Annotated in this window: 1 protein-coding gene and 1 pseudogene; both read left to right on the top strand. The window is 29.0% G+C overall.

Features of this window, described 5'->3' with window-relative positions; all coding sequences use genetic code 11:
* Positions 1-206, top strand: a pseudogene (locus tag KPL50_RS26690) (acetyltransferase); the annotation flags it as partial.
* A 219-nt stretch (positions 207-425) separates the two neighbouring features.
* On the top strand, positions 426-658 hold a 233-nt coding region (locus tag KPL50_RS26685), incomplete at its 3' end, for an L-threonylcarbamoyladenylate synthase (RefSeq protein ID WP_216301477.1).

Raw genomic sequence — 658 nt, 5'->3', positions numbered from 1 at the left:
CAATTATTGGAACTAGAGCAGTAGTTACAAAGGATGTTCCTCCATATACTATTGTTGGAGGAGTACCCGCAAAAGTTATAAAGAAAAGGTATGATGATGAAACAATTTCTAAATTGCTTGAAATTAAGTGGTGGAATTGGACATATGAAAAAATCCAAGCAAATATTAAATATATTCAATCAGGAAACATTGATAAGTTAAAGTGAACAAGTTGGTATTTTGTGTCTCATTCTTCACAAGTAAAGTCATATCTAATGATATGGCTTTACTTTATTAGTGATTATATTACTTTCACTTTGAGGCTATTTACTATTCTTAAAACATTAGAAAATACTATATTTTCAAAAGTTAAGGCGATATTGGTTTTCTATATTTCTTTATGATGTTTAGAAAAAGACGCCACTCAAATAGGAGGCAGGTTATCTATGAAAACAGAAATATTAAATGTTAAAGATTTAAATACTAATTACAAAAATATTGTAAAAGGTGCAGAGTATCTAAGAAATGGTGAGGTTATTGCAATTCCAACAGAAACTGTTTATGGATTAGCTGCAGATGCTTTTAATGAAAATGCAATAAGAAAAATATTTGAAGTTAAAGGAAGGCCGCAGGATAATCCATTATTGGTACATATATATAAATTGGAACAGGTTTACGA

This window comes from Clostridium sp. CF012 (genome assembly GCF_018861755.1).
In the GTDB taxonomy this organism is placed as follows: domain Bacteria; phylum Bacillota; class Clostridia; order Clostridiales; family Clostridiaceae; genus Clostridium_AD.
The sequence above is the reverse complement of the archived record's forward strand: the minus strand, read 5'-3'. Positions and strand labels throughout refer to the sequence as shown.